We start from the raw sequence: 26,189 nt of genomic DNA on the forward strand, positions 1-26,189 counted from the left end.
TAGCCCACGGTTTTTAGGCTATTAATGACTTTGATTGGGCTGCTGCAGGCTACGCCATAAAGGCAGCATCAGCTCTGCGCCCGCAGGTGAACGTAGCAAAGGTGTAAACATAAAAAAGCCAGTAGTGATACTGGCTGTTAATATTTAACGTTAAGTTACTGACTAACTAACTGACTAACTAAAGTGAATAAGGTTATTTTACTTCTTCACCGGCCGCTTGTTTATCAGCATGGTAGCTTGAGCGAACAAGTGGACCACAAGCCGCATGTTCAAAGCCCATTTTGTGTGCGGCGCGTTCAAACATGGCAAAATCGTCAGGGTGAACATAACGCTCAACCGCTAAATGATCTTTACTCGGTTGCAGATACTGACCAATGGTTAACATAGTTACACCATGGTTGCGTAAGTCTTGCATTACTTCTAAAATTTCATCGTTAGTTTCACCTAAACCGACCATTAAACCTGATTTAGTGGTAACACTTGGATTTGCTTCACCAAAACGTTTTAATAGGTCTAGCGACCATTGATAGTTGGCGCCTGGGCGTACCTTAGTATAAAGGCGTGGCGCAGTTTCCATGTTGTGGTTAAACACATGGGGGGGATGTTGATTAAGGATTTCAAGCGCTCGGTCCATACGACCACGAAAATCAGGTACTAAAATTTCTATTTTGGTATTGGGTGCTTGTTTACTAATTTCTCTAACACAGTCGGCAAATTGTTGAGCGCCGCCATCTCGTAAATCATCTCTATCTACCGAGGTGATAACCACATATTTTAAGCCCATATCTTTTAAACTATTGGCAAGTTTTTTCGGTTCATCTTTGTTGGGCGGTAGTGGGCGGCCATGGCCAACATCACAAAATGGGCAACGTCTGGTACATAGATCACCTAAAATCATAAAGGTAGCCGTACCGTTATTAAAACATTCTGCTAAGTTGGGGCATGATGCTTCTTCACAGACCGAGTGTAGATCGTGTTTACGTAAATTAGCTTTGATGGCATCAATACGTTCACTAGAGCGAGGTAACTTGATACGTAACCAACTTGGTTTACGTAACATAGTCGCTTTTGTTGAGCTAACTACTTTAATTGGAATGTGAGCTAATTTATCGGCATCGCGAAATTTTTCGCCGGCGGCACGATTGGCTGTTTTTGTTACTGAGGTTAAATCACTACTCATGATGCGTGTTATTCTCGTTTGGTAAACCGCTTTGATAACTAACATTATTAGCTTCAAGTAAGTTTATTAAATGTTTCACTAACGCAGTACTTGCACTAGCGGTATCTTGTGGGCCTTGTAAATCAGCAGTTTGTATCATTTCTAGACCGGCATAACCACAGGGGTTAATTCGTAAAAAAGGTGATAAATCCATATTCACATTGATGGCTAAGCCATGAAAAGAGCAGCCTTTGCGTACTCTTAAACCTAAGGAGGCAACTTTTTTCTCATCAACATATACACCCGGTGCGTCGGCTTTGGCATAAGCGGCAATATTATAATCCGACAAAGCCGAGACAATACTGGTTTCGATCAAAGTGACTAACTGTCTTATGCCTATTTTCTTACGGCGCAGGTTAATCATACAATAAATAACGAGCTGACCTGGACCGTGATAAGTGACTTGACCGCCACGGTCTACTTTTACTACTTCAATATCGCCAGGTAGTAACAAATGTTCGTCTTTGCCAGCTTGCCCTTGGGTAAAAACAGCAGGGTGTTCTACTAACCATAATTCATCAGCAATGCTGTCATCACGATTATCGGTAAAGCTTTTCATGGCATGCCAAACTTGCTTGTAATCCATGGTATCTAATTGTCGGATGACTAATGAGTCGGCAAGGTTAATAATGTCTCGCTCGACTGTTGAATTTGACTGCACTGGGCAAACCTCGTTAATCTAGGGTGTTGAAAACTGATAGCGTTAAAGGGGGGTTATAAAACGTACCGTACTTGTTCAATAGCCATTAAGGTTTTATAGATAGTTTCAATGTGCTCTTTACTGGTAACGGTTACCGCAATAGAAACCGCATGATAAGTACCTTTGGAACTGGTTTTTATTTTGGGAGAGTAATCTCCGGGTGTGTGTTTTTGTAGTTCGGCAATGATCAAGTCCGGTAATTCGTCACAGGCAAGGCCCATCACTTTAAAATTTAATACCGTTGGGAACTCTAATAATTCGTCAAAATGGGTTTTCATGGTCATTTACTTCTTTATCTAGCGAGGTTTTTACTTTAGCGCCATTTTATCATCAATTATCATGTGCTGATATTGTTTTTATTCTCTGCCTTATATGTTTTGTTGCTAGGGCAGTATTAGTCGTGTTTAAGGGCGGCGATTTTTGCTTGCTAAAAACAAAAAAACCTCAATAAAGAGGCTTTTTTATGCATTGATTATTTACCATAATGAATGCTAATTAATTAGCAAACTGTAGTTTCACATAGTCAACCAAACGACTAATTAGGCTGCCTTCATTTACTTCCTCAAGTGTTACCAGAGGGTATTGTGCTATATCTTTATCATTGAGTTGTAAAAATAAAGTACCAACTACCGTGCCTTTAGCTAATGGCGCTGTTAATTGTTGGTTTAACTCAAAGTTTGCTTTTAAATTTTTACGTTGGCCGCGAGGAATAGTGATCGGGGTATCATAGAGAATACCTAAGTCAACATTCTCTTTGTCGCCCATCCAAACACGGTTAGAAATAAATATTTCACCAGCTTTGTAAGGTGTTATGGTTTCAAAAAAGCGGAAACCATAATTTAATAATTTCTTACTTTCTACTTTTCGTGCTCGCTCACTTGCCGTGCCCATAACAACGGTAACTAAACGCATATCGCCTTTAGTTGCTGAGGTCACTAAACTGTAGCCAGCATTTGAAGTGTGACCGGTTTTCATACCGTCAACGTTTAAGCTTTTATCCCACAATAAACCATTGCGGTTATACTGTTTGATATTGTTATAGGTGAAAGATTTTTGTTTATATATCGCATACTCTTCTGGCACATCGCGGATCAGCGCGATAGCTAGTGTTGCCATATCTCTAGGCGTAGTCATATGTGAGTCGCTGTCTAAACCGTGACTATTTTCAAAGAAGCTGTTGGTCATACCAAGTTGCTGGGCATGGGCATTCATTAAATCAGTAAAAGCACTTTCACTGCCGGCAATATGCTCAGCCATAGCAACACAAGCATCATTACCCGAGGCAACGATTATCCCTTGGTTTAATAAGCTAACCGTTACTTCAGTACCCACTTCGATAAACATCTTGGAGGAGTCAGGGAATTTTTTCGCCCAAGCCTTTTCACTGATCAACACTTTGTCAGTGTTTTTAATATTACCGTTTTGAAGCTCTTTACCAATAATGTAACTGGTCATTATTTTGGTTAAACTTGCTGGCGCTAACAGAGTATCTGCATTTTCTTCAGCAATAATTTTACCTGTGGTGTAATCAATTAAGATAAAACCTTTGGCATTAATTTGTGGCGCGTCGGGGATAATGGTAAGGGCATAAGCCGTTGGTGTAAGAATAACGGCCGCGCTAAAAACAGCGCCACTGAAAAAGGTAAATAAATTGTTGGCGCTATATTTGCCAGAAAGTTTTGTTGTTTTAGTCATAGTGTTAGTCGTGTGTGAAAAGTAAGGGAAAGCAACTGAACGAAAGTATACCACTTATAAAAAACTTGGCTACGGGAAAAAAACCGATATTATCAATAATTTCGCCGATAAAAGCTTATAAATGTAACAAGATTTATAAGCTTTTGTTGTAGATACTGCTGCTGGCTTCTTTTTAGCTTCTTTTTAGCTTTGTTATGGCGAGGTTCTTGGATAAGCATTAGGGTAGCCATTTTGTTTTAAGGCCAATAAAAGCGCATTTAACGTGGCAAGATCGCTAATAGGTCCAAGTTGAATACGATAAAGTCCTTGATGTTCTGCATAGTTAGTTTCTTGTTTGTATTGACTTTTTAGCAGCTTGGCTGTGCGGCTAGCTAATTCTATGTTGCGGGTTGCCAATACTTGAATAAAAGGTGTGGCAATGCCCATGTTATCTGGTGTGTTTGGGCTGACTGGCTTTTCCTTAATGGCTGGACTTACTATGACTTGAGATGTTGCTTGGATAGTAGTGACATCTTTAACTTTAGCCGTTTGTTTATCGAAATTAGTAATTGCGCTTATTTTAACGTTTGCGGTGCCGGTTTTTAACATGTCGAGCTTATAAGCGGCACTATAGGATAAATCAATAATACGTGACTGATGAAAAGGACCCCTGTCGTTCACGCGGACAATAACCGATTTATTATTGGCGGTATTGGTGACTTTTAAATAGGTGGGTAAAGGTAAATTTTTATGGGCGGCGCTCATGGCATACATGTCATAGATTTCACCATTGGAGGTGAGGTGGCCATGGAACTTTTTCCCGTACCAAGAGGCAGTGCCGGTTTGTTCAAAGCCTTGCGCCGTGGTTAATACTTGGTAAGGTTTACCAAATACTTGATAATCTTTATTACCGCCGCGACTATAGGGCTCTGCGCGGGCTATAGCATCTTTCAATTCTGCTTGGCTTGGTAGACGTATAGGTGTACTGTCATGCTTTTGTTGATAGCGGCCAGAGCTGCAGGCACTTAACAAGGTTAGCATGGATATTAACAAGAGCAGTAGCAGTCGTTGGTTCATCACTTTTATAAGTTTCATCAATTTTATAACGTTCATCAATTTTATAACTTTCATCGCACAGGGAAGAAGGGGGCTGGTGACTTGCTCAGCTTAAACATGGATACGCCTATGGGTACTAATAGCCATTAATATGCCAAAACCTAGCATTAATGTCACCATAGAAGTACCGCCATAACTAACTAAGGGTAATGGCACACCCACAACAGGCAATAAGCCAGACACCATACCTATGTTGACAAAAACATAAACAAAAAACGTTAACGTCAGGCTGCCCGCGAGTAACTTAGTAAAGGCGTGTTGAGCATTGACGGCAATCCACAAACCGCGCATTACCACAAATAAATAGACGCCAAGCAGGGCGGCAACACCAATTAAGCCAAACTCTTCACTGAATACCGAGAAGATAAAGTCGGTATGGCGCTCTGGTAAAAACTCTAATTGTGATTGGGTACCTTGTAACCAGCCTTTACCGTCAATACCCCCTGAGCCAATGGCTATTTTAGATTGAATAATATGGTAGCCTGAGCCTAGGGGGTCTTTCTCTGGATTTAGAAAGGTCATAACCCGTTGTTTTTGATACCCTTTCATTAAAAAGAACCACAAAATAGGCGCAAAGGCCGAAGCTAAACCAAGACAAAAAACAATTAACCGCCAACTGGCACCAGCAAGAAAAATTACAAAGATCCCTGAACTCGCTATAAGTAAGGATGTGCCTAAATCAGGCTGCTTAGCGATAAGTAATGTCGGTAGTAGTACCAGGATAAAAGCAAGCATCACCGTTGATATTTTTACCGGTAAGTTTTCTTGACTAACAAACCAAGCAATCATAATAGGGACTATCAATTTCATAATCTCAGAGGGCTGAAACTTTATAAAACCTAAATCAAGCCAACGCTGTGCACCTTTACCGACATGACCAAAAAGTAAGACACTGATCAGCAATAATAAACCTAAGACAAAAACCGGTACCGCCCACTTACGATATACCAGTGGCGGAATTTGCGCGACAACAAACATGCCAACCAGAGCTACACCTATACTTCGAGCTTTTCGATAAACCACGGCGGTTTCCTGACCGCCAGCGCTATAGACCAGAAAAAGCCCTAAAGCTAATAAGGATAAAATACCTAACAACAAGGGTATATCTATATGAAGCCGCTGGGCAAAACTGTGATTTTTTTGTTGCTCTTGTCTGTTTCTGCGCATTAGTCAGCCTCTTGGGGTAACATTGCTATGGCTGCAGGTATTTGGTATGTCATGGTAGACGCTTGGCTGGTAATCACTCTGTCACCAAAATACTGGTCCATAATCTGCCTTGCCACTGGCGCAGCATTAGTGGCACCACCACCTTTCGCGACATTTTCAATGGCTACCGCAATGACAATTTCAGGGTTATCAAAGGGGGCGAAAGCAATAAACATGGCGTTATCACGTTTATTTTCGGATGTGGTTTTAGCGTCATATTTTTCATCTTGTTTGATACGTGCAACCTGAGCTGAGCCAGTTTTACCTGAGGCATCATAGGTAGTGCCTTTAAACGGTTTGTAAGCGGTAGCACCAAATTTTTGCACGGTATTATGCATGGCATTTAACACCAGATCCCAATTTTTTTCTTGTTTTAATACTAAAGGTGCTGGGGGCTCATAGTTGGCGGGTATAATTTTATGATAAGTATTACCATTACTTTCAATAATCAACTCAGTATTAGCTTTTAATAAATGTGGAATTTTACGCTCACCATGATTTACTAAGGTTGTTAATGCTTGGGTTAATTGCAGTGGCGTTACTGTCCAAAAACTCTGGCCAATGCCCACTGAAAGTGTTTCTCCTGTGTACCAAGGTTGATTATAACGGGCGCGCTTCCAAGCGACACTGGGCATAATACCTTTACTTTCTCCGTGAATATCGAGGCCGGTACGCTCGCCAAAGCCAAATCGTTGCATCATATTACTGATTTTGGTGATACCTAATTTAAAGGCGAGATCATAGAAGTAGATGTTACAAGACTGCTCAATGGCTTTGCTTAGATTCACTATACCATGGCCCCAAGGTTTCCAATCACGATATTTATTGGGTAAACCTGCCAACTGATACCAGCCTGGATCATTAATGGTTGTGCTTGGCGTGATCACATTCTCTTCTAAACCGGTTAACGCCAGAAAGGGCTTAACAGTAGAGGCGGGCGGATAACCACTTTGTACACTGCGGTTAATAAGCGGTAGGTCCTTTGATTCAAGTAACTTTTTATAGTTTTTAGTGCTAATACCATGAACAAACAAATTACCGTCGTAACTTGGATTTGAATACATGGCTAAAATGCCACCAGTTCGTGGGTCCATAGCAACTACAGCACCACGTTTTCCTGATAAGGCACGTTTAGCTATCATTTGTAATTCAATATCTAAGGTCAAGGTCAGGTCTTTGCCCGGTATAGGCGGTGTGTAATTTAGCGTGCGGATCACTCGGCCTTGGTTGTTGACCTCTACTTCTTGATGGCCAATGGTGCCATGCAGCATATTTTCATAATATCTTTCAATACCCAACCTGCCAATAGCATAGGTGGCTGCATAGTTTTCAGACTGACCTGATTGCTCTAATTTATTGAGATCTTTTCTATTGATACGAGCCACATACCCCAAGGTATGGGTGGTTAAATCAGCAAAAGGGTAATAGCGTTTTAAACGGGCATTAACAAAAATGCCGGGGTATTTATGTTGATTTACCGAGAATAAAGCCACTTGTTGATCACTTAAACGTGAGTGCAATTCTACGGGTTTGAAACGACGTTTGCGTTTCATCGATTTGAAAAACTTAGTTTGTCTGTCTGCGCTGATATTTAGTAACAGGCTTACTTGCGCTATGCTGGCTTTTATATCGTCGACATCCTCGGCTATCACTTCTAAACTATAGACTGGCTTATTATCAGCAAGTAATACGCCATTTCTGTCATAAATCAAACCACGATTTGGCGCTACCGGCAGTAGCTTGATACGATTAGAGTTTGAGCGTGTTTGATATTTTTCGAAAGATTCAACTTGTAAGTTATAGATATTGGCAAAGAGTATCAGTAATACCAGCACCACGCCGACAAAAGCAATAAAAGTACGTCGGGCAAATAAGTTTGCTTCAGCGGAGCGATTTCGAATGACAATACGACGTGGAGACACTAGCGCACGCTATCAACAATAAAACTATTTACTAAAAGTATGGCCAAGGTAGTCATCAACACAAGCTATTCTCTATGATAAGGGTGGTTAGTATTTACACTCCAAGCGCGATAGAGACTCTCTGCAATGAGTATTCGCACCATGGGGTGAGGTAGTGTTAAGGCGGACAATGACCACTTTTGCTCAGAGGCTTTAATACAAGCGGGCGCTAAACCTTCAGGCCCACCGACAAGTAAAGCGACATCTCTGCTATCAAGTTGCCAGCTTTGCAGTTGTTTGGCAAGTTTTGCTGTTGTCCACGCTTGTCCTTCAACTTCAAGAGTGACAATACGGTTACCCTTGGGGATTGCCGCCAGTAACAATTCACCTTCTTTTGCTAGGATACGGGTGATATCGGCATTTTTACCGCGCTTGCCTGCCGGAATTTCAACTAGATGAAAGCTTAAATCACGGGGGAAGCGACGGCTGTATTCAGCAAAGCCTAGGCTAACCCATGCAGGCATTTTGTTGCCAACAGCATATAAGGTGAGTTTCATAAATCTATTTTGATTATTGGGTTTATTATCATCGACAAGGTTATTACATTCTTTGTTCGGTTAAAACTAACTCGCTGGAAAGTAGAGTCGAGCGAAATGCTACTGAACAAAGTAACGAGAGCCGGCGGTTGATAGAGGAAAGTACATCCTCTTGTTTAAAACCCAGCTGGCACTCGTCTTTTCATTAAGCAAAAGTTAACTATTCTGCCCAAAGCTGCTCTAGGTTATATTTATCACGTTGTTCATCCGTCATCACATGAACAATGATATCGCCTAAGTCGACTAATGCCCACTCGCCAACATCGTGACCTTCCATACCACGCGGCTCTTGACCTTGAGCTCGATACTCAATAGCTACCGATTGCGCAATAGATTTTACATGGCGTTTTGAATTACCTGAACAAATAATCATGTAATCAGCAAAGCTTGCTTTGTCGCTAATATTAAGAGCGATGATATCTCTGCCTTTCATGTCTTCAAGTGTTTTTATGACAAATGCTTTAAGTTGTTCAGTTTGCAAGGTGTTATTCCTATCGTTAATCGTAACGTTTGGGCTGCTCTTTACGAGCAACAATACATAATATTGCAATATTAACACTTTTTACGCTCAGGGTTAACGGTAAAGCTTATTTTTGTGAATAAATTCTGCTATTACCGGTAGTAGCTGCTGCTGACAACTTTGTTGTTGCGCCAAACGTTGACGAATTTGTGTTGATGAAATATCAACATAATTCGCTTGGGCAAAAAAAATATTACCACAATTATTACGAGATAACTGTGCAATATCAGTTGTTTGATAATTAGTGAGCAATTTTTTTGTGGCCTCATTAAACTGTGCCATGGGATAGTTAGGGCGGGTATTAACCACTAGGTGACAAAGGGTTAATATGTGCTGATATTGATACCAGGAGGTAAAGCTCATCAGTGAGTCCATACCTATTATAAAATAAATAGGCTGCTCAGGGTACTGTAGCTTTAACTCTTTCAGAGTCTCAACAGTGTAAGAGTGGCCAGCACGTTTTAATTCTCGTTGATCACAGCTAAATAGCCTACTGTCTAGGCAAGCAATTTCCACCATAGCGGCGCGTTGCTCAGCACTGGCACTGGGCACTAGATCTGCTGAGGCTTTATGAGGGGGAATATGGGCAGGAATTAACAGTATCTTAGTTAAGCCCAGCTCATTGGCAACCGCTTGCGCTGATTGAGTGTGCCCCAAGTGAATTGGATCAAAAGTACCGCCTAAAATACCTATACCCTTAGTCATAGCAGGCGTTGCTGAACTCATGTCACTAGTCATCAGTTATTAGCCATAGTTCAGGCTAAAGGCGGCAGTCTTTTCGCCGTGGTACACAGTGATACACAAGTCAGCCAACAAGATAAAAATATTAAATTCGCTGCTGGTTTTACTTAATAGGTCTATATCTGCAATACGACTCATGGCACGCTTTATGTTATCAAGTTTGATGTGAGTTAAGGCATGCTGGTACAAGGGTTTTCGCTTGTCCCAAATACGAAATTCTTTATAAATATTAGCAAGACTCTCACCTTGAGCTAATTGATTTAGCATGCTGTAGAGTTGGTTTATTTCTTTATGGAAAACCCAAATTAATTGTGCGGGTGCCATGCCTTCTTGCTGCAGTTGATCGAGCATAACGATACATTTTGCGCAATCCCCTCTAAGTAAGGCATCGATAACTTGAAAGGGGTTAAACTTTGCTTGTTTTAGTATTAACGGCTCGGCTTGCTCAATGCTGATGGGCTGTGAGCCAAATAATAAAGCAAGTTTATCTAGCTCTTGGGCAAGGGCGAGTAAATTACCTTCATACAGTTCAATAAGTAGCGCGTTTAACTCGCTAGATATATTAACTTGTCGCTGTCTGGTTTGATTATTCAACCATTGCGGCATGGCTTTTAACTCAATATCATACAAGGGTAAATAGCAGCCTAATTGCGATAGACTCTTAAACCACTTTCGATTAGCACTCGCCGCATCAAGTTTTGCGCCATGAAATATGAACATTACATCTTGTGGGGCATGGGCACCCGTGAAGTCTTGTGTTAATCGTTCCGCTAAAGCTAATAAGGCTTTATTACCTGAATCGCCTACTTTTACCGTAGTTAACTCCACTTCAATGATACGTTGACTGGCAAAAAGACTTAACGCTTGATACTCATCAAGTAATTGTTGCCAGTCAAAGCTGGCGTCACTGCTAAAACGAATAACTTCACTAAAACCTTGTTTTTTTGCATGAGCTTTAATAACCGCTAGGCTGTTATCTTTTTGCCAAGGTTCATCACCAAAAACCAACCAAACAGGTTTGAATCCCTGTCGTAAGGTATTGTCTAGCTGGTTATGGTAAATTTTCATAAATACCCTAGGTAAGTTTTACAGTAACTGGCTTTTTTTAACAAAAGCGCTTTGCGAATAACTAGCGTTGGATTCTTGCTAAATCACGTAGTATTTTATCGGCCGCTGATGTTCTCATTTCACTTAACAATAATGATAACTCGCGGCTTTTTGCTAGGGCGAGGTTAGGATCGTCTTGATAATCGCGATAGAGTTCAAAGCGAAAATCTAGCGCATCTTCGCCAGTAAAGCGTACTTGATAATGCACTGAATAAATCAATTCATATTCTGCCACCTGACCGTTAGAAAATACCGATAACGTCCGTCTATCTAATTTATCAGTAAGAATACGTAATTCAGGAATGTCAGTTTTAGAGTGCTTTAATACCTGAACTTGGTTGCGTGTTAAACTGAGTTTAACTAACCGAGTCAACTCACCGTGAACATCACTGGAACTAAGGTAAAGTGTTTGCAACTCATCGTCGAGTAAATAATCACCGCGAAGTTGAAAACCACAAGCAGACAATAAGCTTGTGGTTAACAGAGCGATAGCTAATTTTCTAAAGGTTAAGCTTTTAATGACAAGGCTTAATTTAGTCATTGGGTATTTACCACGTTAATTAGCGACAATATTAAGTAACTTACCTGGGATATAAATAACTTTTCGTACCGTTTTACCCGTGGTAAATTTCAACACGTTTACATCATTTAAACCCAGTGCTTCAACCTCTTCTTTACTGGCATCAATAGCAACGGTGATTTTTGCCCGTAATTTGCCGTTCACTTGTACCACAATCAATTTTTCATCTTCAACGAGAGCACTTTGGTCAACGACTGGCCAGCTGACATCTTCAACATGTAAGTCGCTACCGCCAACCGTTTGCCATAAGTGATGACATACATGCGGGGTGATAGGTGTTAGCATTAACACGACAGCACGAATAGCTTCTTGCATTACCGCTTTATCTTCAGCGCTTTCAAGTTTAGCTTTGCCTAAGTGATTCATTAACTCCATGATGGCAGCAATAGCTGTGTTAAAGGTATTACGACGACCTATATCATCGGTTACTTTAGCAATGGTTTTATGTAACTCACGACGTAACTTCTTCTGGTCACTGTTTAAGGTTAAGCCAGTAATATCAGCCACGGGGGTATAAGTGGTCATTTCAACGAAATCATGGGCTAATTTATAAACACGTTTAACAAAACGATACGCGCCTTCGACACCGGCATCAGACCATTCTAAAGTTTGCTCTGGTGGTGAAGTGAACATGATAAATAAACGCACCGTATCAGCACCGTATTTTTCAATCACTTTTTGTGGGTCAATACCGTTATTTTTTGATTTAGACATCTTGCTCATGCCAGCAGATAATACTGGCAGACCATCAAGTTTACTTATTGCTAAAGTAACATGACCTTTATCGTCACGCTCTAATACTTCAACATCTGTTGGTGCAATCCAATCCTTCGCGCCGTTGTCAGCTTCACGGTAATAAGTTTCAGCTAATACCATGCCTTGGCATAACAACTTTTTATAAGGTTCGTCACAGTTAACTAAGCCGACATCGCGTAATAATTTATGGAAAAATCGTGAATAAAGTAAATGCAAGATAGCATGTTCAATACCACCGATATATTGATCTACCGGTAACCAATAATTCGCTTTAACCGGGTCAATCATTTGGCTATTGTCATTGGGTGAACAATAACGGGCGTAATACCAAGAAGACTCCATAAAGGTGTCAAAGGTATCTGTTTCGCGTAAGGCTTCTTCGCCGTTATAGGTGGTTTTTGCCCACTCTGCATCATCTTTAATCGGCGAGGTCACGCCATCCATTACCACATCTTCGGGTAAGATTACCGGTAATTGATCTTCAGGTACGGGCACTGATTCACCGTTTGCTAGGTTAATCATTGGGATTGGTGTACCCCAATAACGTTGACGAGAAACGCCCCAGTCACGCAAACGGTATTTTGTGGTAACTTTACCTTTATTTTCACGGGTCAATTTATCGCTAATGGCTTTAAATGCTTGTTCAAAATCTAAACCATCGAACTCACCAGAATTTATTAAAGTCGATTTTTCTGTGATAGCGGCTTTACTAATATCATCAGACTCTTGACCGGCAATCACTTGCTCTATGGCCAAGCCATATTTAGTGGCAAACTCATAATCGCGTTGATCATGACCGGGTACTGACATAACGGCACCTGAGCCATAATCCATTAAGACAAAGTTAGCCGCCCAAACAGGCACTAACTTACCGGTAATAGGGTGAATAGCTTTAAGACCGGTATCGACACCTTTCTTTTCCATTGTGGCCATGTCGGCTTCAGTGGTTTTACTGTTTTTACATTCATCAATAAAAGCCGCTAAATCGGCATTATCTTTTGCTGCTGCTAGCGCTAATGGATGCTGCGCGGCGAGCGCTACATAGGTAACACCCATTAAGGTATCAGGTCGTGTGGTGTAAATATCAAAACTTTCTGTTGAATCTGCAAGCACAAAAGTCATCTCAACACCTTGCGAGCGACCAATCCAGTTACGTTGCATGGTTTTTACTTGCTCAGGCCATTCGGTTAACTGATCTAAATCATCGAGTAATTCTTCGGCGTAATCGGTAATTTTGATAAACCATTGTGGAATTTCTTTACGCTCGACCAGAGCGCCTGAACGCCAACCACGACCGTCAATCACTTGCTCGTTTGCTAGCACAGTTTGATCAACGGGATCCCAATTGACGGTAGAATTTTTCTTATATACCAAGCCTTTCTCAAAAAGTTTGGTAAAAAACCATTGTTCCCAACGATAGTAATCTGGCTTACAGGTCGTTAATTCTCGGCTCCAATCATAAGCAAAACCAAGTGATTTTAATTGATTACGCATATAATCAATATTTTCGTAGGTCCATTTTCCTGGCGCGGTATTATTTTTAATAGCCGCATTTTCAGCAGGTAAGCCAAAAGCATCCCAGCCCATAGGTTGCATGACATTTTTGCCCTGCATACGTTGGTAGCGAGAAATAACATCACCTAAGCTGTAATTACGCACATGTCCCATGTGTAACCGACCACTTGGGTAAGGGAACATAGCTAAACAATAAAACTTTTCTTTGTCAGGGTCTTCGGTCGCTTTAAATGTGTTGTTATCAGTCCAAAATTTTTGTACTGTTGCTTCAATAGCTTGATGATTATAAATGGCTTCCATTAAGGTTTTCTCGAATGCTTTTAAGGTGTTACCGGCTTGCTTACTACCCAAGGGGAATTTGCATGAATAGTGAATAAACCAATGTTAGATTATCGCAGTAGAATACCTTATCTCGTTGGGTAACAACAAGCAGATCTTTCAACTTTTCCTATACTTGAACCTATAGTGAAAGTAATACGCGTGAGGGAGAATATTAATGTCACATCAAAATGATTACTTTGCTGATATCTATAAAAATCTCAATAACTGGTTAGTCGCAGTAAAAGCTGAGCAAAAGCCATACATTGATGAATTTATTAAACAGGCTAAGTTGTATGCCAATGCCGCTGAAGCTATGTCTGAAGAAAAGCTGAAACAATTTGCCGATAATTTAAAATATGATCTGCATGACTTTTATCAATTAAATCGCTCACAAGTTAAACATTCGCTCTACTTGGGATTATTAAATGAAAGCCTTTGGGATACTCTCGCTAAGTTAACCGATAAATCACAAGTAGAATGGGCTGAACTGGTTGAAGATTTTAGTCATGATGGTTTATACAAAAGTGGTGACTTCATTGGTTTTGGCGAGCTGCAATGTCAACAATGCGATGAAAAAATAACTATTTTGCACTTTAGTGAAATTGGTGATTGTGTTCATTGTGGCTCAACAGAGTTTTTTCGTCTGCCGCTAAACCCTTAGTTTTATAATCAACTTGTTAGCCTAAATATTTGCCAGTACACTAGCGCAATTTTCGATACCTTAATTCGATGCAATGATTTCCAAATATTAGCGTCGATATGTTATTTATTAAACTCGTTATTTAATAACGCTTTTTAAAGGATTTATATGACTAAAACTTTTACTGCCCTTGCAGATCAAACCCGTATTGGGGTAGATGATCTAACCTCTCCCTTGTCAGCTTCATTATTTTCCGATAATCAAAAATCAGCCAGTAGCGCCCTTGATACTGACTCACAAGGCTTTGTTGGCCATGAACGGGCCAAAGAGGCCTTAGCATTCGGTTTATCAATGTCGACCATAGGTTTTAATGTTTTTGCTATGGGTGAACACGGCACGGGGCGACAAACATTAATTAAACAAATGTTAACTTCGCTGGCCACTGAGAAAAAGGCACCTGATGAATGGTGCTACACCAATAACTTTGAGGAAAGCCATATTCCATTAACCTTGTCCCTTAAACCAGGCGATGGCAAGCAACTATTATTCAGCATGAATAAGTTTATTGATGGTTTACTCAGTTTATTCCCTGATGTTTTTGATAACCCGGGTTACCAAAGACAAAAATCAGCCATTGATAGGGAATTTAATAAAAAATACGACCAAGCCATTAGTATTGTGGAAGAAGCGGCCTTAAAAGATAACGTGGTTTTATATGAAGAAAATGGCGAATTGGGCTTCTCGCCTTTGGTTGACGGTAAACCCTTAAGTGATAAAGAATTTGCTAATTTAAAGGAAACGGAACGAACCAAGTTTTATCAACTACTGAGCGTATTAGAGAATGTTCTTTCTGAGCAATTATTAGAATTACCACTGTGGAAGCGACTGTCTTTTGATCAATTAAGAAAACTTAAAAATGACACCGCTGAAAAAGCCATTAAACCTTATTTAACTGAATTGGAAAAATCATTTAGTAATAATCAAGATGTATTAAAATATTTAGAGACAGTAAAAAACCATGTAGTGGATGTGGTATTAGAGATTTTAGTCAGCGAATCTGATGATGCACCAACAGATAAAGAGTTACGCAAATTGATGGTGGAGCGTTTTTTGCCCAATTTACTTGTACCTCGCGATGAATCTCAAGGCGCTCCGGTCATTTATGAGCAAAACCCAAGCTATCAAAACCTATTTGGTCATGTTGATTTTGCCAGCTTTCAAGGCAGTAGTTATACCAGTTATCGTTTAATCAGACCTGGTGCTTTACATAAGGCTAATGGCGGTTATTTATTATTAGATGCCGATAAAGTATTAAGCCAACCTATGGTGTGGTCGCGCTTGAAACTTGCCTTGAAAACTCAGCAAATTACCATTGAGAATCCTTATTCAGACCTTAGTCAGCCAAATGGCTATAGCTTGCAGCCAGAAAAAATCCCCCTGCAAGTTAAAGTGGTACTACTTGGTGATGCTGAAATTTATTATACCTTACAAGATTATGATCAGGAGTTTACTGAACTTTTTCGGGTGTTAGCTGATTTTGATCGCCATCTCGATAAAACGGATAGTAATTTAATTGCTTTTGGTCGTTTAATAAGGCGACGTGCTAAGCAATATAATTACCCCGAGGTTAGTAATGAAGCGGTATTAGAGTTGGTTCGTTATGCGCTAAGACGCGGTGAACATAAACACAAAATTTCAGCCAATATAGTGCAAGTAAATGATTTACTCGATGAAGCAAATTATTGCTGGCAACAGCAAGGTGCTACGGGGAATTTAACCGCACAGCATATTGCTTTGGCACAAGCGGCTAAAAAACGTCGTATTGGTCGAATCAGTGAAACCTGGCTCAGTGAAATTAAAGAGCGGCAAGTTTTAATTAATACCGAAGGGGAATGCCTAGCTAAGGTAAATGGTTTAACTGTCTTAGAAATAGGTGATAGTGTTTTTGGTACCCCAGCCCGTATAACCGCAACCGTATATGCGGGTAGTGAAGGCGTAACCGATATTGAGGGAGAGGTAGACTTAGGCAAATCTATTCATTCAAAAGGGGTTTTACTGTTAACAGGATATTTAGGCCATAAATACGGGCAAACATTTGCGGTAAATATTTCCGCTAATATTGCCATAGAACAATCCTATGGCCATATTGATGGTGATAGTGCTTCTATGGCTGAACTTTGTGCACTTATCTCTGCCATTACCTTATTACCGATAGATCAAAGCCTAGCGATAACAGGATCAATTAATCAACATGGTGAAGTGCAATCTATTGGCGGTGTTAATGAGAAAATAGAAGGTTTCTTCCAGTTGTGCCAAGACAAAGGTTTAACCGGAAAGCAAGGGGTCATCATTCCACAAACCAATGTTATTAATTTAATGCTTAATGATGAGGTGATAGCGGCGGTTTCTCGCGGTGAATTTTCCATCTATGCCGTTGAAACTATTGATCAAGCGCTGGAACTCTTAATGAAAGTTGATGCCGGTGTTATTAGTCGAACCGGGCGCTATCCACGTAAATCTATTCATGGTTTAGCCCTTGATAAACTCCAAAATTTTGCCGATTTACTTAATGGTGCTGAGGAATAAATGGCGCCGAAGAGTCATCTTATCTGACTCTGTTGTAGTTGAGTGTTGCTGAGTAAACAAGCGAGATGCGTATACGCTCTTTGACATCCTGTCACCGCGATATACCGTTCGTCCTGAACATAATCCCGTCATGGGGCTCTACACAAGCATTAGGACAGTATGTTCCTGTACTGTCTAATCAGGTATATCCATTACCTTCATGCTGGTGAAGCTCGCTTTTACCACTTCAGCAACACGCAACATAAAATTATATAGTTACCATGTGGACCACAGTATCATGGAACATAGGCTATTATTTGTATCCATTGATAGGTGTAAATATAAGCTCTGGTAGCTCAATAATTACACTGCGTCCAGGTTTTTGTTATGGTGTTTAACCTAACCTAACCTAACCAAACCAAACCTGCGGTATAACATTTAAATGGAATTTTCGACGGAAGAACTGGATTTTTTCAATAATATTTTTACTAAAACATCAACTGATTGCATGGTGACGGGTACAGAACACCAGCTTAGTATGCAAACTGAGGTGCCACAATCGTTAAAACAAGTGTTAGTTGGCAGTAAATTAACACTATTAGCCGAAATTAGTCACTATCAATTATGGTTTCCTGTCTCGCTCTCACTGAATAACTTAGGTGAGTTCTCACCTAAGTTAGCTACCTCCGAAATAATTGATGTCACTTTCTGCCACTGGGTTAACGTTAAAAATGGCTAGCTCCGAGGGTAAGAACTTAGATTTACAGCAGGCTTCATTAGAAATGAGTTTAGCGGGCGAAGAGCCGCTAAACTCGAACTTGACTTGGTTCAACATGAAGAAAATGTTGTTGCCGCTAAATTTACAGACTTACAACAAGGTCGGCAGGCATTAAGAACGTTTCTATTTAATTCACACAAAATCAAATACCCCAACCTATATCAAGACGTTATTTTATAAAGTTCTTGTTAATTCTGTCGTTCTCTGTATAATGCGCGCCTCGATAACAAGGTGAATGTTTTTTACCTTAAGTTAGTCCGACGGCTTACTTATACTAATTATCAAATAGTTAAACAAAGGTATAAGTATATCGAGATGAGTGGGGTTTTACCGCCCAATAGACTTGCCCAGCTAATTCGCCCCTAGAATTAGCAAGAAATATAGCGTCAAGAGCACGCTATATGCCTAAAGTCTTCCTGGTGGTTTCCTCGTATATTTACGCAGGTTAAGACTTAGCAATTTAAATCAAATGCTATAAAAGTGCAGCTAATTAACAACCGTTAATTTGGCGGCCTCTTGGTGATTGATTTTTAATATTGCTCCCAAGTAATATGCCTGCCTTGAGAAGATGAACATTTATTATGACCGATCAAAGCAATCCCGAAAATACCGAAAATACTGAAGCTGTTACATTTGATTCTTTAGGTTTACCTGAAGATTTATTATCTGCGATAACGTCTATCGGCTTCACTTCAGCAACTGATATTCAAGCACAAACTATTCCTCCGCTTTTAGCTGGTAAAGATGTTTTAGGTGAAGCGCAAACAGGTACAGGTAAAACAGCTGCTTTTGGCTTACCTGCACTAGCAAAAATAGATACTTCAATTAAAAAACCACAATTGATGGTTTTAGCACCAACACGTGAATTAGCAATGCAAGTTGCTGAAGCCATAGAATCTTTCGGTAAAAACATGCAAGGTTTACGTGTTGCTACCTTATATGGTGGTCAATCCTATGGACCACAATTTCAACAACTAGAGCGTGGCGCACAAGTTGTTGTCGGCACTCCAGGTCGTTTAATGGACCATTTACGTCGTAAAAGCTTAAAATTAGATGACTTACGCGTTTGTGTATTAGATGAAGCCGATGAAATGTTAAACATGGGTTTCTTAGAAGATATCCAGTGGATTTTAGACCATTTACCAAAAACTACACAAATGTGTTTGTTCTCGGCAACTATGCCACAAGCAATCAGAAAAATTGCTAACCGTTTCTTAAAAGATCCGGAGCATATAAAAATTGCAGCATTAAAAAAATCCAAAGCAAATATTACTCAGTACGCATGGAAAGTAAGCGGTATTAGCAAAATGACGGCATTGGAGCGTATTGCTGAAACTGTTGAATTTGATGCCATGATTGTTTTTGTTCGTACACGAAATGATACCGTTGATATTGCTGAAAAGTTAGAGCGTGCTGGTTATCCTGCACTAGCCTTAAATGGTGATATGAACCAAGTACAACGTGAACGTTGTATTACTCAAATGAAGTCGGGTCAATCTTCTATCTTAGTAGCAACCGATGTTGTTGCCCGTGGCTTAGATATCCCACGTATTTCTCATGTAATTAACTATGACTTGCCTGGTGATAACGAAGCGTATGTGCATCGCATTGGTCGTACCGGACGTGCAGGTCGTGAAGGCACAGCAATCTCATTTGTTCGTCCTCGTGAAATGTATTCATTACGTCACTATGAGCGTTTAACCTCTGGCACAGTGAATATGTATGAGTTACCAAATATTGAAGAACTTGGTAAAAAACGTATTGAACGTGCTCGTGTTGAAATTTCGACTATTGTCAGTGATAAAGATTTAACTAGTATGCGCGAAATTATTGAAGCCATGGCTGCAGAGTCTGAGCTGTCAATGACTGATTTAGCCGCAGCTTTGTTATATCAAAAACAGTTAAAGCAACCACTACAGCCGAAAGAAGATCCTAAACCGCGTCGTGATACTCGTGATAATAGTCGCGACAGAAACAGCCGAGATCGTAATGACCGAGGTGGTAGAGATAATCGTCGTGACTCTCGTAGTGATAGCCGTGGAGAGCGAAATGGCAACCGTGGCTCACGTGATGACAGACCTCGTAAAGAAAAAGTAAACCGTAACGATGTTGATTGGCAGACTTACCGTCTTGAAGTAGGTAAAGACCATGGGGCACGTCCAGGTGATATTGTTGGTGCTATTGCCAATGAAATTTCACTTGATAGCAGTTATATCGGTGCGATTAACTTGCACGATAAACATAGTTTTGTGCAATTACCAAAAGGTATTCCTGCCGACTTGTTTAACAAATTAAAAGCTGTCCGTGTCCGTCGTCAACCTCTAGCAATCACTACTTCAGATGAAGTTATTGTTAGTCAAAAACGTGCACCTCGTCGTACTGACCGTGCACCACGCCATAGCTAATATTTGTTAATGTTTGTTAATATTTAATCTTTAAAAAGCGCCTGATGGCGCTTTTTTTGTTTTTTGTTAGCAGAAAAGCGATTTTAGTGGTTTTTCTGCTAAAAATTGTAAATTATTAACTCCGCAACCTTGTTTGCCTGTTGCTTTTTCTATTACTATAGAGCCATCTAGCTTAAGTCATCAATCAACTACAAAATAATACCCATAGTAATGTCTGAAGAAGTATCTAAATTATCAACCGTGCACCATTTTGCTATTCGTGTCTATTACGAAGATACGGATGCTGGCGGTATTGTCTATTATGCCAATTACTTAAAGTTTTTTGAGCGAGCACGTACCGAATGGTTACGAGAGATAGGGATAAATCAACAATATTTTTTGCAACAAAAACTAGGCTTTGTGGTCAGAAAGGTTGAAATGGATAACCTTGCCTCAGCCATGCTCGATGATTTACTTGAGGTGAAGTCAACAATAATAACCTTGAAACGTGCCAGTTTAGTGTTTCAACAACAAATAACCAACCAAGCACAGCAAGTACTTTGTACCGCTAAAATACGTGTTGCTTGTGTTGATTTTAGCCAGAAAAAACCCTGTGCTATTCCAAAACCAATACTAGGAGTCTTTAAACGTGTCAGCTGAAATTTCCTTTTTTCGCTTAGTCATAGAAGCAAGCATATTAGTGCAATTTGTTATGCTTGTTTTACTCATCTTCTCAATTATGTGCTGGGCAATGATATTCCAGCGGAGAAACGTACTGAAAAAGGCCGAGTTAGCGTTAAAGGCGTTTGAAGATAAATTTTGGAGTGGTGCCGATTTAAGTAAGCTCTATAGTGATATCTCGGCTAAACCTCAAGTGCAAGGTATTGAAACCTTATTTATTGCCGGCTTTAAAGAATTTGCCCGATTAAGAAAAAGTCATATTGATAACCCACAAATTATTATCGATGGTACTTATCGTGCCATGCGTGTCGCATTATCCCGAGAAGTAGATAGTTTAGAGACCCACTTGCCCTTTATGGCAACCGTTGGCTCTATTAGTCCATATATTGGTTTATTTGGTACCGTGTGGGGTATCATGAATTCATTTATCGCTTTAGGTGCGGTAAAACAGGCGACACTTGCTATGGTGGCCCCCGGCATTGCCGAAGCATTAATCGCTACCGCCATGGGTCTTTTTGCTGCTATTCCTGCCGTCATTGCTTTTAACCGTTTTAGTCATAAAGTAGAAAAGCTGGAGAACAGCTATGGCAATTTTATGGATGAATTTTCAAGTATATTACAACGTCAATCTGCCGCTGAGCAATCTGCACGTAAGGCATAACTATGTACAAAAGAGTTAGACGCCGTATAGTGGCTGAAATTAATGTAGTACCCTATATCGATGTAATGTTGGTATTGCTAATTGTTTTTATGATTAGCACCCCGTTAATTACCCAAGGGGTTAAAGTTGACTTACCACAAGCGGACGCTGAGCCCTTAGATGAGCAAAGTAAAACGCCATTAGTGGCCAGTATTGATGCGCAAGGACGGTATTACCTCACCGTCGGGGCCAACGAAAAAGAGCCTATGTCGGCAGAAGAAGTGGCAATATTAGTAAAAGCGCATCTAGCGATTGAACCGGGAACACCTGTGCTGGTAAATGGTGACGGCGCTGTTTCTTATAATGCGGTTATTCAACTTATGGTCTTGTTGCAAACTGTTGCCGGTGTGCCATCGATAGGTTTAATGACAGACTCTATAGGGGAATAGCGTGGCACAGCAACGAGCTTCTGTTTTTATTAAAAAATCGGCCTATTCTAAAGCCATAGCGTTCAGTATTGCTTTACACATAGTGTTACTTTTTGGCTTGTTTGCCGGGGATTTTTCCTCCATTCCCGAGCCGAAACCCACCCCGTCAGCACAAACTTTAGAGCCGATAAAAGCTGTGATTATCGATAAAGCAAAATTTGAACAAGCAATAAAGAGAATACAGCAACAAAAAACAGCACAACTTGATGCAGAGAAAAAACGTTTAAAAGCGGTAGAAAAGCGGGTAACTGATGCCAAAAAGCGTCGGGCCAGAGAAGAAGCTCGTATCAAGAAATTAGAGCGTCAGCGTAAGAAAAAAGAACAAGAAAAAATTAAGGCGGATAAAGCGGCTAAGTCATCGAAAGTAAAAGCGGCCAAAGCTGAAAAAATTCGCTTACAAAAAGAGCAAGAAAAGCAAGTGGCTGAAAAAGCGGCTGCCGTTGCTCGCTCAAAGCGTTTAAAAGAAGAAGCTGCAGCTAAAAAAGTAGCAGAGCTTCGTCTTGAAAAAATTGCTGAACGTAAGCGACAAGAAGTAGCCGCTAAAGAACAAGCAATTCAAGATGATATGTTAGCAAAACAAATGGCGGCTGAAATGGCAAGCCGTAATCAAGCTCGTCAGCAACAAGTGATGACTGAGATTGCACGGTATTCTGCCTTGATCACCCAGAGTATCAATCGTCATATGAGAAAAGATCGTAGCACCATGGCTGATAAGTCTTGTAAATTGACCATCATTTTGGCGCCTTCAGGCTTTGTTACCGACGTTAAAGTGGGGCAAGGTGATAAAACGGTATGTGCTGCGGCGAAAAATGCCATTTATAAAGCGGGAACTTTACCGGTATCTAAAGACCCTGAAGTCTTTAAAGAAATGCGTCGATTAGCAGTAACCGTTGTACCTGAGTTTTAGCATTTATTAGCGCTAACGTGGTGTTGAGTAAAAAATATTTAGTGCCGAACGTAGTTTTGCCCTAGGTATTACGTTAAAAATGCACCTAATTAAAGGGATAAAATAGAGAACATGAGATTATTACCAAGCATACTAATCAGCGCACTTATTGCGTTGGCTTCACCTCGTGCGATGGCAGCATTAGAAATAGTCATTACCGGCGGCGTAGATAGTGCTCGTCCTATTGCCATTGTTCCTTTTAAATGGCTGGGTAGTGGCGTCAGACCTGAGTCATTATCACAGGTTATTAGTGATGATTTATTACGAAGTGGTAAATTTAGTCCTATCGCAGCAGACAAGTTCCCTGAGACTATTGTTGATGAGAAAAATATTGATTACAGTGCTTGGGCAAGTTTGGGTGCTGAAGCCCTTGTTATTGGTCAAATCAAAGAAATTTCCATCGGCCGTTATCAAGTAAGCTACCAATTAATTGACGTTATTCGCGGGCAAATTACCGGCGGTCAAACGTCAATGCTCAGTAATGGTAAACTGGTGCAAGCACAAGATCATATCTTAGCGCAAAGCAGTGCCAATATTAATACTAACCAAGCTCGTCGTTATGCTCATAGCATTAGCAATGTTATCTATGAAAAACTCACCGGCAGTAAAGGCGCGTTTTTAAGTAAAATTGCCTATATTATTGTTCGCGATCAAGGGAAATATCCATATCAACTGGCTTTTGCCGATTATGATGGTTTTAACGAACACGTCTTGTTAAGTTCTAAAGAACCACTAATGTCGCCCACCTGGCGACCAAATGGCGAGCAGTTGGCGTATGTTTCCTTTGAAAATCGTCAAGCACAAATACATACCATTGATATCTATACTGGTGAGCGCAAGCTGATCAGCTCTTTTAAGGGCATAAACAGTGCACCTCGCTTCTCACCCGATGGTAAAAGTATGGCTATGGTACTGTCAAAAGATGGCAATCCGGATATCTATGTCATGTCGTTAGCGAGCAAAAAAATACGTCGTATTACCCGAAATAGAGCAATAGATACCGAGCCAAGTTGGACACCTGATGGTAAATCATTGATATTTAGTTCAGAACGGGGTGGAAAACCTCAGCTATATCGCGTAGATTTAGCCGGGGGGAAAGTAAGACGTTTGACGTTTGACGGCGAAATGAACCTTGGCGGTTCAGTAACCCCTGATGGTAAACAGCTGATCATGGTCAATAGAACTCGCGGTAAATATCGTTTAGCGAAACAAGACTTAACTTCTGGTTTATTCCAGGTATTAACCGATACACGTTTAGACGAGTCGCCAAGTGTGTCACCTAATGGTGGTATGATCATATATAGCACCTTATATAATAATCGACAAGTGTTGGGTTTAGTGTCGGTAGACGGACGATTTAAAGCTAGATTACCGGCACTTGATGGTCAAGTGAAGTCACCAGCCTGGTCACCATTTTTATAATAATAATATGTAAAAAAAACTAATTAATCTTTAACTTATATTTTTGAATAAAGGAAAATAAAATGCGCTTTAATAACATAGTAAAATGCTTAGCAATTGCTTTACCTCTTACCGTTTTGTCAGCTTGTAGCTCAAACTCAGATACAGATGAGCAAAGCCAAATAGATACTAATGCCCAAGTTACTCAAAATGCTGAAGCCGCTCAAAAAGAGCAAGAAGCCGTACTCGTTACTGCTGCTAAACGTGCTGCAGAAATTGAAGAACAAAAACGTCAAGAGTTAGAGACATTACGTGCTGAGCACATTATTTATTTTGACTTTGATGTTTCAAATGTAAATGAGAAATTTTCAGAAATTTTAGATGCTCATGCTAAATTTTTGACTGCTAATTCAGAGATTAAAATTTTAGTTGAAGGACATGCCGATCAGCGTGGTACGCCAGAATACAACATCGCTTTAGGTGAGCGTCGTGCTAAATCTGTCGTTACTTATTTAGAGAATATGGGTGTTGCCGCTAGCCAAATTACTGTTGTTAGCTATGGTGAAGAAAAGCCAATGATTAAAGATCGTAGCGAAAATGCTTTTGCTAAAAACCGTCGTGCGGTATTAGTTTACTAATACTTAATACGCCTCAACTAAACAGGTACCTGAATGAAACTAAATAAAGTTTTGTTTGGCATGATGATTACAGCTAGCGCCATGAGCGCGTTAGCTGTAGCTAAAGCGCCAGTCATTGATGTTAACGCCAATGCTATTGATTCTGCTGTGTTGATAGAGCAATTAAGCACCTTGTCACGTAAGTTAGACTCACGTAATAAGGCGCAAGTAAATATTCAGCGTCAGTTGGACCAACTACAAAGAGAAGTGAATGAACTTCGTGGTATAACAGAATTACATACTCATAAATTAGGCCAAGTATTAGAGCGTCAACGAGAGCTTTATCAAGAAATTGATAGACGAGTCAATGAAGTACTTGTCTCAACCAGTAAGCCTGCTTCAGTTGCTCATCGTCCTAGTATGAGTATTAATACGGCAGTCAATGCGGGCAGTTATAGCGATAATTTAACTGAAAATGAAGCGTATGACCGTGCCCTTAATTTAGTGTTAAAGGATAAACGTTACCAGCAAGCTATTCTAGAATTTAAAGGCTTTAATAAGCACTTTCCAAATTCTAGTTACGCACCCAATGCTCATTACTGGTTAGGTCAGTTGCTCTTTAATCAAGGGGAACTTGCCCAAGCAAGCCAAGAGTTTATCATTGTCGTTAACCAGCATAAAGAGTCATCTAAGCGTCCTGATGCGCTATTAAAACTTGCTATTGTTGCTCAAAAGCAAAAAGATAATAAAAAAGCCATTGCTCGCTATCAACAATTATTAGTAGAATACCCGGAATCAACAGCAGCAAAACTTGCCAAGCCCCGCTTAGCTAGTTTAACAAACTAAGCCAATTTGGACGAGAATCACCTTTATTGGCTTTTTGTTGTTGATAAAACTAGCGTATTGTTGATAAATCACACTAGCAGTAAATTATATCAATAAAAACGAAATTTATTGTTGCACTTAAATATATTATGAGTATTATATGCCCCGCGTTGAGGCAGTAACTCAACACAACGTCGGCCGTTAGCTCAGTTGGTAGAGCAGTTGGCTTTTAACCAATTTGTCGAAGGTTCAAATCCTTCACGGCCGACCAC

Annotated in this window: 25 protein-coding genes and 1 tRNA gene; 13 read left to right on the forward strand and 13 right to left on the reverse strand. The window is 40.2% G+C overall.

Features of this window, described 5'->3' with window-relative positions; genetic code table 11:
- Positions 1-193: 193 nt before the first annotated feature.
- The 13 genes from lipA to leuS all read right to left on the reverse strand — a co-directional run bounded on the left by lipA (position 194) and on the right by leuS (position 13,931).
- Positions 194-1,180 (reverse strand): lipoyl synthase, encoded by a 987-nt coding sequence (lipA, locus tag MTCD1_RS14520; protein ID WP_057181398.1) that lies wholly within the window; start codon positions 1,178-1,180, stop codon positions 194-196.
- Entirely contained in the window at positions 1,173-1,805 is a 633-nt protein-coding gene (gene lipB / locus MTCD1_RS14525; protein WP_057181700.1) for a lipoyl(octanoyl) transferase LipB, read from the reverse strand. The genes lipA and lipB overlap by 8 nt, the downstream gene beginning before the upstream one ends.
- A gap of 128 nt (positions 1,806-1,933) precedes the next feature.
- A complete protein-coding gene (ybeD, locus tag MTCD1_RS14530) occupies positions 1,934-2,197 on the reverse strand; it encodes a DUF493 family protein YbeD (protein ID WP_057181699.1) in 264 nt (87 codons plus the stop codon).
- 217 nt (positions 2,198-2,414) lie between these two features.
- Positions 2,415-3,614 carry a serine hydrolase gene (locus MTCD1_RS14535; protein ID WP_057181397.1) on the reverse strand — a complete coding sequence of 400 codons (1,200 nt, stop codon included), beginning with the start codon at positions 3,612-3,614 and terminating at the stop codon, positions 2,415-2,417.
- Positions 3,615-3,806: 192 nt separating this feature from the next.
- Entirely contained in the window at positions 3,807-4,670 is an 864-nt protein-coding gene (locus MTCD1_RS14540; RefSeq protein WP_057181698.1) for a septal ring lytic transglycosylase RlpA family protein, read from the reverse strand.
- Between the two features lie 90 nt (positions 4,671-4,760).
- Positions 4,761-5,876 (reverse strand): rod shape-determining protein RodA, encoded by a 1,116-nt coding sequence (gene rodA, locus MTCD1_RS14545; protein ID WP_057181396.1) that lies wholly within the window; start codon positions 5,874-5,876, stop codon positions 4,761-4,763.
- On the reverse strand, positions 5,876-7,837 hold the full coding sequence (gene mrdA / locus MTCD1_RS14550) for a penicillin-binding protein 2 (RefSeq protein WP_057181395.1): 1,962 nt from the start codon (positions 7,835-7,837) through the stop codon (positions 5,876-5,878). Before mrdA ends, rodA begins: the two co-directional genes overlap by 1 nt.
- 65 nt (positions 7,838-7,902) lie before the next feature.
- Complete coding sequence (rlmH, locus tag MTCD1_RS14555; RefSeq protein WP_057181394.1) at positions 7,903-8,373, reverse strand: 23S rRNA (pseudouridine(1915)-N(3))-methyltransferase RlmH; 471 nt, start codon at positions 8,371-8,373, stop codon at positions 7,903-7,905.
- Between the two features lie 199 nt (positions 8,374-8,572).
- The gene (gene rsfS, locus MTCD1_RS14560; protein ID WP_057181393.1) at positions 8,573-8,893 is read right to left on the reverse strand and encodes a ribosome silencing factor; all 321 of its coding nucleotides are present in this window, start codon (positions 8,891-8,893) and stop codon (positions 8,573-8,575) included.
- 93 nt (positions 8,894-8,986) lie between these two features.
- Entirely contained in the window at positions 8,987-9,658 is a 672-nt protein-coding gene (gene nadD, locus MTCD1_RS14565; RefSeq protein ID WP_231733044.1) for a nicotinate-nucleotide adenylyltransferase, read from the reverse strand.
- Between the two features lie 18 nt (positions 9,659-9,676).
- A complete protein-coding gene (gene holA, locus MTCD1_RS14570) occupies positions 9,677-10,741 on the reverse strand; it encodes a DNA polymerase III subunit delta (RefSeq protein ID WP_057181391.1) in 1,065 nt (354 codons plus the stop codon).
- 61 nt (positions 10,742-10,802) lie between these two features.
- A complete protein-coding gene (locus MTCD1_RS14575) occupies positions 10,803-11,321 on the reverse strand; it encodes an LPS-assembly lipoprotein LptE (protein WP_057181390.1) in 519 nt (172 codons plus the stop codon).
- A gap of 15 nt (positions 11,322-11,336) precedes the next feature.
- The gene (leuS, locus tag MTCD1_RS14580; RefSeq protein ID WP_057181697.1) at positions 11,337-13,931 is read right to left on the reverse strand and encodes a leucine--tRNA ligase; all 2,595 of its coding nucleotides are present in this window, start codon (positions 13,929-13,931) and stop codon (positions 11,337-11,339) included.
- A gap of 196 nt (positions 13,932-14,127) precedes the next feature.
- Between leuS and MTCD1_RS14585 the strand changes: the two genes are divergently transcribed.
- The 13 genes from MTCD1_RS14585 to MTCD1_RS14640 all read left to right on the forward strand — a co-directional run bounded on the left by MTCD1_RS14585 (position 14,128) and on the right by MTCD1_RS14640 (position 26,188).
- Positions 14,128-14,613 carry a zinc ribbon-containing protein gene (locus MTCD1_RS14585; protein WP_057181389.1) on the forward strand — a complete coding sequence of 162 codons (486 nt, stop codon included), beginning with the start codon at positions 14,128-14,130 and terminating at the stop codon, positions 14,611-14,613.
- Positions 14,614-14,760: 147 nt separating this feature from the next.
- Positions 14,761-17,178 carry a Lon protease family protein gene (locus MTCD1_RS14590; protein WP_057181388.1) on the forward strand — a complete coding sequence of 806 codons (2,418 nt, stop codon included), beginning with the start codon at positions 14,761-14,763 and terminating at the stop codon, positions 17,176-17,178.
- Positions 17,179-17,599: 421 nt separating this feature from the next.
- The gene (locus tag MTCD1_RS21810; RefSeq protein WP_231733043.1) at positions 17,600-17,896 is read left to right on the forward strand and encodes a hypothetical protein; all 297 of its coding nucleotides are present in this window, start codon (positions 17,600-17,602) and stop codon (positions 17,894-17,896) included.
- The gene (locus MTCD1_RS21815) at positions 17,889-18,050 is read left to right on the forward strand and encodes a hypothetical protein (protein ID WP_231733042.1); all 162 of its coding nucleotides are present in this window, start codon (positions 17,889-17,891) and stop codon (positions 18,048-18,050) included. Before MTCD1_RS21810 ends, MTCD1_RS21815 begins: the two co-directional genes overlap by 8 nt.
- A gap of 466 nt (positions 18,051-18,516) precedes the next feature.
- The gene (locus MTCD1_RS14600) at positions 18,517-20,340 is read left to right on the forward strand and encodes a DEAD/DEAH box helicase (protein WP_057181387.1); all 1,824 of its coding nucleotides are present in this window, start codon (positions 18,517-18,519) and stop codon (positions 20,338-20,340) included.
- A gap of 210 nt (positions 20,341-20,550) precedes the next feature.
- Positions 20,551-20,979 carry a tol-pal system-associated acyl-CoA thioesterase gene (gene ybgC / locus MTCD1_RS14605; RefSeq protein ID WP_057181386.1) on the forward strand — a complete coding sequence of 143 codons (429 nt, stop codon included), beginning with the start codon at positions 20,551-20,553 and terminating at the stop codon, positions 20,977-20,979.
- Positions 20,969-21,661 (forward strand): protein TolQ, encoded by a 693-nt coding sequence (gene tolQ / locus MTCD1_RS14610; RefSeq protein WP_057181385.1) that lies wholly within the window; start codon positions 20,969-20,971, stop codon positions 21,659-21,661. Before ybgC ends, tolQ begins: the two co-directional genes overlap by 11 nt.
- A gap of 2 nt (positions 21,662-21,663) precedes the next feature.
- Positions 21,664-22,089: a protein TolR gene (tolR, locus tag MTCD1_RS14615; RefSeq protein WP_057181384.1), complete on the forward strand. Its 426-nt coding sequence runs from the start codon at positions 21,664-21,666 to the stop codon at positions 22,087-22,089.
- A gap of 1 nt (position 22,090) precedes the next feature.
- On the forward strand, positions 22,091-23,035 hold the full coding sequence (gene tolA, locus MTCD1_RS14620) for a cell envelope integrity protein TolA (RefSeq protein WP_057181383.1): 945 nt from the start codon (positions 22,091-22,093) through the stop codon (positions 23,033-23,035).
- 111 nt (positions 23,036-23,146) lie between these two features.
- Positions 23,147-24,496, forward strand: a complete 1,350-nt coding sequence (tolB, locus tag MTCD1_RS14625; RefSeq protein ID WP_057181382.1) for a Tol-Pal system beta propeller repeat protein TolB — start codon at positions 23,147-23,149, stop codon at positions 24,494-24,496.
- Between the two features lie 62 nt (positions 24,497-24,558).
- The gene (gene pal / locus MTCD1_RS14630; RefSeq protein ID WP_057181381.1) at positions 24,559-25,113 is read left to right on the forward strand and encodes a peptidoglycan-associated lipoprotein Pal; all 555 of its coding nucleotides are present in this window, start codon (positions 24,559-24,561) and stop codon (positions 25,111-25,113) included.
- A 33-nt stretch (positions 25,114-25,146) separates the two neighbouring features.
- Positions 25,147-25,938: a tol-pal system protein YbgF gene (gene ybgF / locus MTCD1_RS14635; protein ID WP_057181380.1), complete on the forward strand. Its 792-nt coding sequence runs from the start codon at positions 25,147-25,149 to the stop codon at positions 25,936-25,938.
- Between the two features lie 174 nt (positions 25,939-26,112).
- Positions 26,113-26,188 (forward strand) — tRNA-Lys (locus MTCD1_RS14640).
- Position 26,189: the final 1 nt, after the last annotated feature.

The organism is Colwellia marinimaniae (genome assembly GCF_002207865.1).
In the GTDB taxonomy this organism is placed as follows: Bacteria; Pseudomonadota; Gammaproteobacteria; order Enterobacterales; family Alteromonadaceae; genus Colwellia; species Colwellia marinimaniae.

What these genes read in the sequence shown, in the direction of transcription:
- MTCD1_RS14590 (WP_057181388.1), top strand. Translation starts at nt 14,761, where the DNA reads ATGACTAAAACTTTTACTGCCCTTGCAGATCAAACCCGTATTGGGGTA.
- ybgC (WP_057181386.1), top strand. Translation starts at nt 20,551, where the DNA reads ATGTCTGAAGAAGTATCTAAATTATCAACCGTGCACCATTTTGCTATT.
- MTCD1_RS21815 (WP_231733042.1), top strand. Translation starts at nt 17,889, where the DNA reads ATGGCTAGCTCCGAGGGTAAGAACTTAGATTTACAGCAGGCTTCATTA.
- rodA (WP_057181396.1), bottom strand. Translation starts at nt 5,876, where the DNA reads ATGCGCAGAAACAGACAAGAGCAACAAAAAAATCACAGTTTTGCCCAG.
- pal (WP_057181381.1), top strand. Translation starts at nt 24,559, where the DNA reads ATGCGCTTTAATAACATAGTAAAATGCTTAGCAATTGCTTTACCTCTT.
- MTCD1_RS21810 (WP_231733043.1), top strand. Translation starts at nt 17,600, where the DNA reads ATGGAATTTTCGACGGAAGAACTGGATTTTTTCAATAATATTTTTACT.
- holA (WP_057181391.1), bottom strand. Translation starts at nt 10,741, where the DNA reads ATGAAAATTTACCATAACCAGCTAGACAATACCTTACGACAGGGATTC.
- MTCD1_RS14585 (WP_057181389.1), top strand. Translation starts at nt 14,128, where the DNA reads ATGTCACATCAAAATGATTACTTTGCTGATATCTATAAAAATCTCAAT.
- lipA (WP_057181398.1), bottom strand. Translation starts at nt 1,180, where the DNA reads ATGAGTAGTGATTTAACCTCAGTAACAAAAACAGCCAATCGTGCCGCC.
- ybgF (WP_057181380.1), top strand. Translation starts at nt 25,147, where the DNA reads ATGAAACTAAATAAAGTTTTGTTTGGCATGATGATTACAGCTAGCGCC.
- tolB (WP_057181382.1), top strand. Translation starts at nt 23,147, where the DNA reads ATGAGATTATTACCAAGCATACTAATCAGCGCACTTATTGCGTTGGCT.
- leuS (WP_057181697.1), bottom strand. Translation starts at nt 13,931, where the DNA reads ATGGAAGCCATTTATAATCATCAAGCTATTGAAGCAACAGTACAAAAA.
- MTCD1_RS14535 (WP_057181397.1), bottom strand. Translation starts at nt 3,614, where the DNA reads ATGACTAAAACAACAAAACTTTCTGGCAAATATAGCGCCAACAATTTA.
- lipB (WP_057181700.1), bottom strand. Translation starts at nt 1,805, where the DNA reads ATGGATTACAAGCAAGTTTGGCATGCCATGAAAAGCTTTACCGATAAT.
- ybeD (WP_057181699.1), bottom strand. Translation starts at nt 2,197, where the DNA reads ATGAAAACCCATTTTGACGAATTATTAGAGTTCCCAACGGTATTAAAT.
- rlmH (WP_057181394.1), bottom strand. Translation starts at nt 8,373, where the DNA reads ATGAAACTCACCTTATATGCTGTTGGCAACAAAATGCCTGCATGGGTT.
- MTCD1_RS14600 (WP_057181387.1), top strand. Translation starts at nt 18,517, where the DNA reads ATGACCGATCAAAGCAATCCCGAAAATACCGAAAATACTGAAGCTGTT.
- nadD (WP_231733044.1), bottom strand. Translation starts at nt 9,658, where the DNA reads ATGAGTTCAGCAACGCCTGCTATGACTAAGGGTATAGGTATTTTAGGC.
- MTCD1_RS14575 (WP_057181390.1), bottom strand. Translation starts at nt 11,321, where the DNA reads ATGACTAAATTAAGCCTTGTCATTAAAAGCTTAACCTTTAGAAAATTA.
- tolR (WP_057181384.1), top strand. Translation starts at nt 21,664, where the DNA reads ATGTACAAAAGAGTTAGACGCCGTATAGTGGCTGAAATTAATGTAGTA.
- MTCD1_RS14540 (WP_057181698.1), bottom strand. Translation starts at nt 4,670, where the DNA reads ATGAACCAACGACTGCTACTGCTCTTGTTAATATCCATGCTAACCTTG.